The sequence below is a fragment of the Erwinia sp. V71 genome (assembly GCF_965644245.1).
Taxonomy (GTDB): domain Bacteria; phylum Pseudomonadota; class Gammaproteobacteria; order Enterobacterales; family Enterobacteriaceae; genus Erwinia.
On the sequence record NZ_CBFFRK010000164.1, the window covers coordinates 1 to 8248 of the forward strand.

Sequence of the window (8248 nt, forward strand, 5' to 3'; positions counted from 1 at the left end):
GTTCCGGCAGCCTTCAGTGGTCTTTGCAGAGTTAAGACAGGCGGCTTAGCGTTGCACTTCGAACTTGAATCCGCCCTCTTCCCACAGATAACGCCCCCGCCGGAAAGAGGGAAACCACTCTGAGGAATGCCCGGAAAATCAAACGGGCAAAAAAGTCATGCTGCGCACTTAAGCATTTTACTGTGCCGTACGCGGCCTGACGGTTACCCCGGTCTGGCTGGTTCTCGCGCCACGCTTTGCGTGGTGCCTTCACTTCGCTCACCAGCCTGACGGACCGGCGATAACGGGACGTCCCTGTCCCTAATCGCCTTGCGCCCGCGTCCTGCGGGCACATCCTGGCTTCCTCGCTCCGTTCAGCGCTGCGGATACGCCTGTCCGGGGTAACCGTCAGTCGGCTGTGTGAGCTCCGTATGATTTTTAACTACGGGTATGGCAGGGCAGGTATCTGTTGTCTTGCAACGCATTGCGCGAGGGCCTCCCTGAAGTCGCAGAGGCTGTGACTCTTTCACGGGTGCCATGAATTTTTATCTTCGACAGGCGACTTTCCGCCAAATAAAAAAGCCCGGCAAATCTGCCGGGCCTCTCTTTAATACGCCGTATGTGATCAGGCAAACATCATTGCCATCCACGGATAACCAATCACAATCATCAGCACCAGGAAGAACATGCCGAAGATGGTGCCGAGGCGCCAGTAGTCGGCGGTCGGCAGGTAGCCACTGCCGTAGTAGATTGGGCTTGGGCCTGTACCGTATGGGGTGATAATGCCCATCACACCCAGTGACGTTACCAGCAGCAGCACAAACACTGTCATATTCAGGCCCGGAATCGAAGAACCGATAGCCAGCATGGCCGGTAACAGCGCGGTGGTGTGCGCCGTGGTGCTGGCGAACAGGTAGTGCAGCAGATAGAAGGCCACCAGCAGGGCAATCGTCGCCAGTGTCGGGTCGAGGTGGCCGAGCAGTGCGCCGCCTTCTTTACCCAGCCAGGCGATAAAACCAACCTGTGACAGACCTGATGCCAGGGCGACCAGGGTGGCGAACCAGACAAAGGTATTCCATGCCGGTTTGTTGCCAGTGATATCGTTCCAGTCCAGTACGCCAGTGAACAGCATCAGTGTCACCACCAGCAGGGCTGCCATTGCCGGTTCAATCCAGGCCGTAGCGAAAATCCACATCACCAGCGCCAGGCAGACAAAGCACAGCAGCAGGATTTCGTTGCGGGTCAGTTTGCCCAGTTTCTCCAGCTCGCGCTGCGCCCAGCGTGGCACTTCATCATTCACTTTCACTTCTGGCGGATAGAGCCAGTAGGCCAGCAGTGGCATGGTGAGGATTAACAGCACGCCCAGTGGCAGGAAGGCAACAAACCAGGTAGTCCAGGAGATATCCAGGTTAATCGAGCTTTTCACCAGCGCCAGTGCTAACAGGTTTGGTGCCAGAGCAGACAGGAACATCGAACTGGTGATACAGGCTGCGGTAATCGCCACCCACATCAGATAAGAACCAATTTTGCGCGCGCTGGGGTCATTCGGTTTTGAACCGTACAGCGGCGGCAGGTTAGAGATAATCGGGTAGATTGTCCCGCCGCTACGTGCGGTGTTGGACGGCGTAAACGGCGCTAACAGCAGGTCAGCAAAGGTAATCGCGTAGCCCAGCGTCAGTGTGCGGCGGCCAAGATATTTCACCAGAATCAGCGCCAGACGGCGGCCGAACTGGGTTTTCTCGTAGCCTGCGGCAAACATAAAGGCGCCGAAAATCAGCCAGACCGTGGAGTTACTGAAACCAGAAACCGCCCATTTAAACGACTGTGCCGCCAGCTGGAACTTCGGCGCGGCCATTTCAGCCGGACTGAACAGCACCCACGGTGACAGCAGGGAGATAATCACCACCGCGGCGATACCAATTACCGCGCCAGGCAGAGGTTCGAGGATCAGGGCAACGATGGCGCCAACAAAGATGGCGAAGAAATGCCATGCATAAGGCTCCAGTCCGTCGGGGGTGGGTATCAGGAACAGTATCAGTGCTACCGCAACGGATAGCATCAGGGATAGTCCGCGTTTCATAAGTACTCCTGGTGGATAATTAAATAGTTTCACCGGAGAAGTGGCGAGTGGATATATTTCACACTGCACAGATAATCACCATTTAATTTGTGTTATGTCGGCTGATTATTACTGCACCACTTTTCCATCGGTATTTTGTTGCTGGTCAATCGGTCATGTCGCGCCAGCTTGTTGTTAATTTCCTGTGAAGGTGAATCACCAGTATTTTGTGAGGGGTTATTCCGGCTTCACAGTTTAAAAATTATCTCTGTGACACTATTAGACGCCATTTTGTATCTGACGGCGGTTGATCTTGATCAAGCAACGTCATTGGCAGTGGAATAATTCTTCGCTGCGAAAAAAGGCAGATGTTTTTTCTGCGCCAGCAGCAAAAAAACGATGGCGGGATAAGGTTTATCTGGCCGGTTAATGGCCGGGTGAGAGGACGCTGACAACAGGACAGCAACGGGGCAGAAAATCGGGCGACGAGGTGTCGCCCTGGCGGTTAACGCAGTGGCTGGCTGTCGGCCACATCCAGTGGCCACGAATCAAACAGATAGCCATCAAAATCGATATCATCGACATTGGAGAACTCCAGCAGCCGCTGCTTCACATTCTCCAGATGCTGCCACATGGCGAATTTGGCGGCGCGCGGGTCTTTCTTGATCAGTGCGGCGAGGATTTTTTTATGGTCCTCCAGCCACTGTTTGCGATAGTGGGTGTTCACCAGGTGGCGATGCAGCTGCCCCCACATCACGTTATCTTCACGCCACTGCCACGACTGTTTAAACAGCTCAACCAGCATGCTGTTGTGCGTGGCTTCGGCAATCGCCAGGTGGAAATTACGGTCGCCGTTTTCACTTTCATTGACGGCGCCGGATGCCAGTTCCTGCTCTTCCAGCGTCAGTGCCTGGCGCATTTTGATAATATCTTCACGCGTGGCCTGCAGCGCGGCGAATTCCGCGATATTGCTCTCCAGCAGCTGGCGCGCCTGTAACAGTTCAAACGGACCGGCGTCGTTACAGCTGCTTTGCGCTGCGGCCGACTGCGCCGGGCTGTCGCTGATAACAAAAATCCCGGCGCCACGACGCACTTCGATCAGACCTTCCAGCTCCAGCATAATCAGCGCTTCACGCACCAGCGTGCGGGTGACATCCAGCAGCGCGGCGATTTCGCGTTCCGGCGGCAGCCGTTCGCCTACCGCATACTGTTTTTGCGTAATCATATTACGCAGCATTTCTCCCACTTCCTGATACGGGCGCTGTGGTGAGGTCGGTGTTTTCATCGTGTTCGCTTTCTGCTGATTAAGGGATGAACAATATCGGTTATTTTCGCCAGACTATAGCATATTGGGGAGAGGGGATATCAGTACCCCCTCCCTGATCCTCCGCCATGGCAGGGGAAGGGCTCAAACCGCCGCTGGCAGAGTAAAGTAGCGTTCGGCATTGTGATAGCAAATATCCTGCAGCATGCTGCCCAGCCACTGCTCATCGTCCGGCACCACACCGTCCTGCACCCACTGCCCCAGCAGATTGCACAGAATCCGGCGGAAATATTCGTGGCGGGTATACGACAGGAAGCTGCGCGAGTCGGTGAGCATGCCGACAAACTGGCTTAACAGACCGATCTGCGACAGCTGCTCCAGCTGACGCAACATACCGTCGCGCTGATCGTTAAACCACCAGCCAGAACCAAACTGAATCTTGCCTGCCACGCCTGCACTCTGGAAGTTGCCCGCCATAGTCGCCAGCACTTCGTTATCACGCGGATTGAGGCAATACAGGATGGTTTTCGGCAACTGATCATTGACGTCCATACTGTCGAGCAGCCGCGCCAGCGGCCAGGCGATATTGTTGTCGCCAATCGAATCAAAGCCGCTGTCCGGCCCAAGCAGGCGGAACATGCGCGTACTGTTATTACGGATCGCGCCGATATGCAGCTGCATCACCCAGCCGCGTCGTGCATATTCCGCGCCCAGCCACACCAGCACGGCGGTACTGAACTGGGCAATCTCCAGCTCTTCCAGCGTGTCGCCGCGACGGCGTTTCGCCAGGATACCATCCAGTACCTTATCGTCCGGCACTGGCGCATAACGCAGGGTTTCAATGCCGTGATCGGACGCGCGGCAGCCATGCGCAGAGAAATGATCAAGGCGCAACAGCAGCGCACGACGCAGGGCGGTAAAACTGTCGATGGCGACATCCGCCGCGGCTTCCAGTTTGCCGAGGTAGTCGACAAACCCCTCCAGCTCGATTTTAAACACTTTGTCAGGACGCCAGCTGGGGGCGACATCAATATCAATACTGTCGTCGTCGGCAATCTGGCGGTGATACTGCAGTGAGTCGATCGGGTCGTCAGTGGTGCCGACCATGCGCACCTTCATCTGGCGCATAATGCCGCGCGCCGAAAATTCCGGCGTGGCCAGCTGTTCTGCGCAGCGATCCCAGATCGCTCTGGCGCTGTCCGGGCCAAACAGCGTGCCGGTGATGCCAAACGGGCGGCGCAGTTCGAGGTGTGTCCAGTGATACAGCGGATTACCCAGCATTTTCGGCACCGTTTCTGCCCAGGCGAGATATTTGTCGTAATCACTGCTGCTGCCGGTGATCAGCGACTCATCGACGCCCGCTGCGCGTAAGGCACGCCATTTATAGTGATCGCCCTCCAGCCAGATTTGGCCGAGATTAGCAAAGCGTCGATCTTCGGCGATTTCGCGCGGATTAAGATGACAATGGAAGTCATAAATCGGCATGTCTGCGGCGAAGTCATGGTACAGACGGCGCGCGGTGTCGCTCTGCAGCAGAAAATCTTCATTCATAAATGACGTCATCAGGAGACTCCCAAAGATTCGACTGCCACGCGCGCACCCGCCTGGCACAGTTGCTGATAGGCCTGTTGTACGGTGGCAACAAAGCTGGCGTTAGCCGGCAAGTCGGTGCCAAAAATAGCGCTGATAGTGAGCAGGGCAGTTACGCGCGCATCGCCTGCCGGATAGCGCTGGTTAATGTCCTGCAGCTGCGCCAGTAATGGGTCAACCACTTCAATCGCGTTACCCTGTTCATCGACCGCCAGTACATAGCGCATCCAGCCCGCCACACCCAGCGCCAGGTGACGCCAGTCGCTGCCGTGTGCCAGATGATGGCGGATCGAATCCAGCATCCGCTGTGGCAGCTTCTGGCTGCCGTCCATGGCGATTTGCCAGGTACGGTGATGCAGCGCCGGATTGCTGAAGCGTTCGATCAGCAGACGGGCATAGTCCTGCAGGTCGGTGCCTGCGGGCATCGTCAGTGTTGTCGCCTGTTCGTTGAGCATCAGCGTCAGTGCTGCCTGGCGATACGCCGGATGGCTCATGGTGTCGGCAATGGTCTGATAGCCACCAAGATAACCGAGATACGCCAGAAACGAATGGCTGCCATTCAGCATCCGCAGTTTCATCATTTCGAACGGCGCGACATCGGCGACAAACTGCGCGCCAGCCCGATCCCACTCCGGGCGGCCATTAACAAAATTGTCTTCAATCACCCACTGGCGAAACGATTCGCAGGCGAGGGCGCAGGGATCGTACACCCCGAGCTGAGCGGCAATCTGCTGTAATGTCTCTTCTGTGGCAGCGGGCACAATGCGATCCACCATGGTACAGGGGAAGGTGACGTGACTGGCGATCCACTCTGCCAGCGCCGGATCGCGCTGACCGGCGAGGCCAAGTACCGCGGCACGCGCCACATGGCCGTTGTCGCGCAGGTTGTCGCAGGAGAGCACGGTAAACGGCGGCAGGTTCTGTTCGCGACGCAGGCGCAGCGCCTCGACAAGATAGCCGATGGCGGATTGCGGCTCACCGGGATGCACCAGATCGTGCTGAATCAGCGTGTTAGTCAGATCCAGCTGTCCGCTGGCGGCATCCGTGCAATAGCCTTTTTCGGTGATGGTCAGGGAGACAATCGCGGTCTGCTCGCGCGTCAGCGCCTGCAGAATACCATTGCAGCCATCCAGCGCCGGATGCAGTGCTTCGGTGATCGAGCCAATAATTTTCAGTTCTGTATGCTGCGCACCTTTTTCCGCTACGGTGTACAGCAACTGCTGATGACGCAGGTTTTCCATCAGTTGTCTGCTGCTGGCTGAGCGCAGGTTGACTTCGCAGATACCCCAGTCGCTGTCGCTGATTTCCAGCAGATGGTGGGTATACAGCGCCTGGTGGGCGCGATGAAATGCACCGCAGCCAAGATGGACAATACGCGGCTGCAGGCGCGCGCTGTCCCACTGCGGGCGTGCCACCGGTAACGCGGCGGTGGCGAGAGTGTGTTCCATATCAGACTCCTGTCACAGGCAAGAAAAAGTCGCGTTAATTCCCTCTCTCGTTCTTTACTCGCTACGAAAAAAATGCCCGGTGCACCGCCAGCTCAACGCCGCGGATCTCGGCCAGACCTTTCAGCCGTCCAATCGCCGAATAACCCGGGTTGGTTTTCTTTTTCAGGTCATCGAGCATCTGGTGACCGTGGTCCGGACGCATTGGGATCAGATCCTCCTGCCCGGCATTCCTGCGGCGATGCTCTTCAGCGGCAATCGCTTTAATCACGGCAAACATGTCGACGTCACCAGCCAGATGTGCGGCTTCGTGGAAGCTGTTAGGGTTCTCTTCACGCAGCGTGGAGCGCAGATGAGCGAAGTAAATGCGCGGACCAAACTGTTCGATCATCCCGACCAGATCATTATCCGCGCGCACGCCATACGAGCCGGTGCACATGGTGAAACCATTGGCGTGACTGCTGACGGTCTCCACCATCCACTGCATATCTTCCGCGGTGGAGACAATGCGAGGCAGGCCAAGAATCGGACGCGGTGGATCGTCAGGATGCACCGCCATCCGCACGGCGGCCTCTTCCGCTACCGGGATAATGCCCCGCAGGAAGCGGGCGAAGTTTTCACGCAGTTCGGCTTTGCCAATGCCTTCGTAACGCGCAATCTGGGCGCGGAACTGATCCAGCGTATAGCCTTCTTCCGCGCCAGGCAGACCGGCGATGATATTGCGCGTCAGGCGCGTTTTGCTCTCTTCACTCATACTGGCGAAGCGCTGGCTGGCCTGTGCAATCTCTTGCGGACTGTAGTCGTTTTCCGCGCCCGGGCGTTGCAGGATATGCAGCTCAAACACCGCAAATTCGATCTGATCAAAGCGCAGTGCTTTTGCGCCATCCGGCAGTTGGTACTCAAGGTCGGTACGTGTCCAGTCGAGGATCGGCATAAAGTTGTAGCACACGGTGGTGATGCCGCACTGCGCCAGATTGCGCAGTGACTGCTGGTAGTTGCTGATCCACTTCTCACACTGGCCGCTGCCGGTTTTAATCTCTTCATGGATTGGCACGCTTTCCACCACCGACCAGACCAGACCGGCGGCTTCCACGGTCGCTTTACGTTTCAGGATTTCGTCCACCGTCCACACTTCGCCATTCGGGATATGGTGCAGGGCAGTGACAATACCCGTTGCGCCAGCCTGTCGGGCATCCGCGAGAGAGACGGGATCGTTAGGGCCATACCAGCGCCAGGTCTGCTTCATGTCGTTACCTCATCAGCAATATCGAACCGGATACAGCCACGCCATAGCCGGTGACGACGTTTAAATTGGTTGACCAATATTGATGTGAATGATGTCAGTCAGCCAGCATTTGTGTTTCCCTGCGGCTAAGTTGCGATTTTTACCGGGGTGATGTCAACCTTGTTGCTTAATTTGGTTAACCAAATCACAAATGCAACATCATCCTCGCGACCAGAATCCGCAACTGTGGTTCACTCCTGCCGGGTAGTCAGAGACGGTTTACGGCAAATTCTCCCTGTTAACAGGCAGCCAGCGAGCGTCCCGGACTTGTTGCTGAAGTGCGCAACACCTTGATTCAGTTAACACGACACGGCAACGCCTGTGTCTGGCACTGGCTGTACCCCTGCATTCTGCGAGTGACCAGACGACCGCGATAAAACAGGCGTTATTCGGCTAATGATGTCAATAATAAGTGGAGAATCAGATGAACCGCAGTTTGAACCCGGGGATCAGTGCTGTTGGCAGTAAACGCAGCTGGCGTAATTTACGCTGGTGGGTGCTGGTGCTGTTTTTAGCCGGTGTGACGGTAAACTTCATCACGCGTAACTCGTTAGGGAAGGTGCGATTTAATCGTCAATTATGAGAACATAACTCTTTCTTTGACATAGACTTTTCACGATGCCCGC

General features: G+C 56.3%; 5 protein-coding genes and 1 pseudogene. 1 reads left to right on the forward strand and 5 read right to left on the reverse strand.

Features of this window, described 5'->3' with window-relative positions; genetic code table 11:
* Window positions 1-604: 604 nt before the first annotated feature.
* The 5 genes from ACSZO1_RS20800 to uxuA form a co-directional block, all read right to left on the reverse strand.
* Window positions 605-2059 (reverse strand): anion permease, encoded by a 1455-nt coding sequence (locus tag ACSZO1_RS20800; protein WP_437616058.1) that lies wholly within the window; start codon window positions 2057-2059, stop codon window positions 605-607.
* A 484-nt stretch (window positions 2060-2543) separates the two neighbouring features.
* Entirely contained in the window at window positions 2544-3323 is a 780-nt protein-coding gene (uxuR, locus tag ACSZO1_RS20805) for a Uxu operon transcriptional regulator (protein WP_437616060.1), read from the reverse strand.
* Between the two features lie 123 nt (window positions 3324-3446).
* Entirely contained in the window at window positions 3447-4865 is a 1419-nt protein-coding gene (gene uxaC, locus ACSZO1_RS20810; RefSeq protein ID WP_437616062.1) for a glucuronate isomerase, read from the reverse strand.
* Window positions 4865-6340, reverse strand: a complete 1476-nt coding sequence (locus tag ACSZO1_RS20815) for a fructuronate reductase (protein ID WP_437616064.1) — start codon at window positions 6338-6340, stop codon at window positions 4865-4867. Before ACSZO1_RS20815 ends, uxaC begins: the two co-directional genes overlap by 1 nt.
* Window positions 6341-6401: 61 nt before the next feature.
* Entirely contained in the window at window positions 6402-7583 is a 1182-nt protein-coding gene (gene uxuA / locus ACSZO1_RS20820) for a mannonate dehydratase (RefSeq protein WP_437616066.1), read from the reverse strand.
* Window positions 7584-8046: 463 nt separating this feature from the next.
* Between uxuA and ACSZO1_RS20825 the strand changes: the two are divergent.
* Window positions 8047-8178: pseudogene (locus ACSZO1_RS20825) on the forward strand (MFS transporter); the annotation flags it as partial.
* Window positions 8179-8248: the final 70 nt, after the last annotated feature.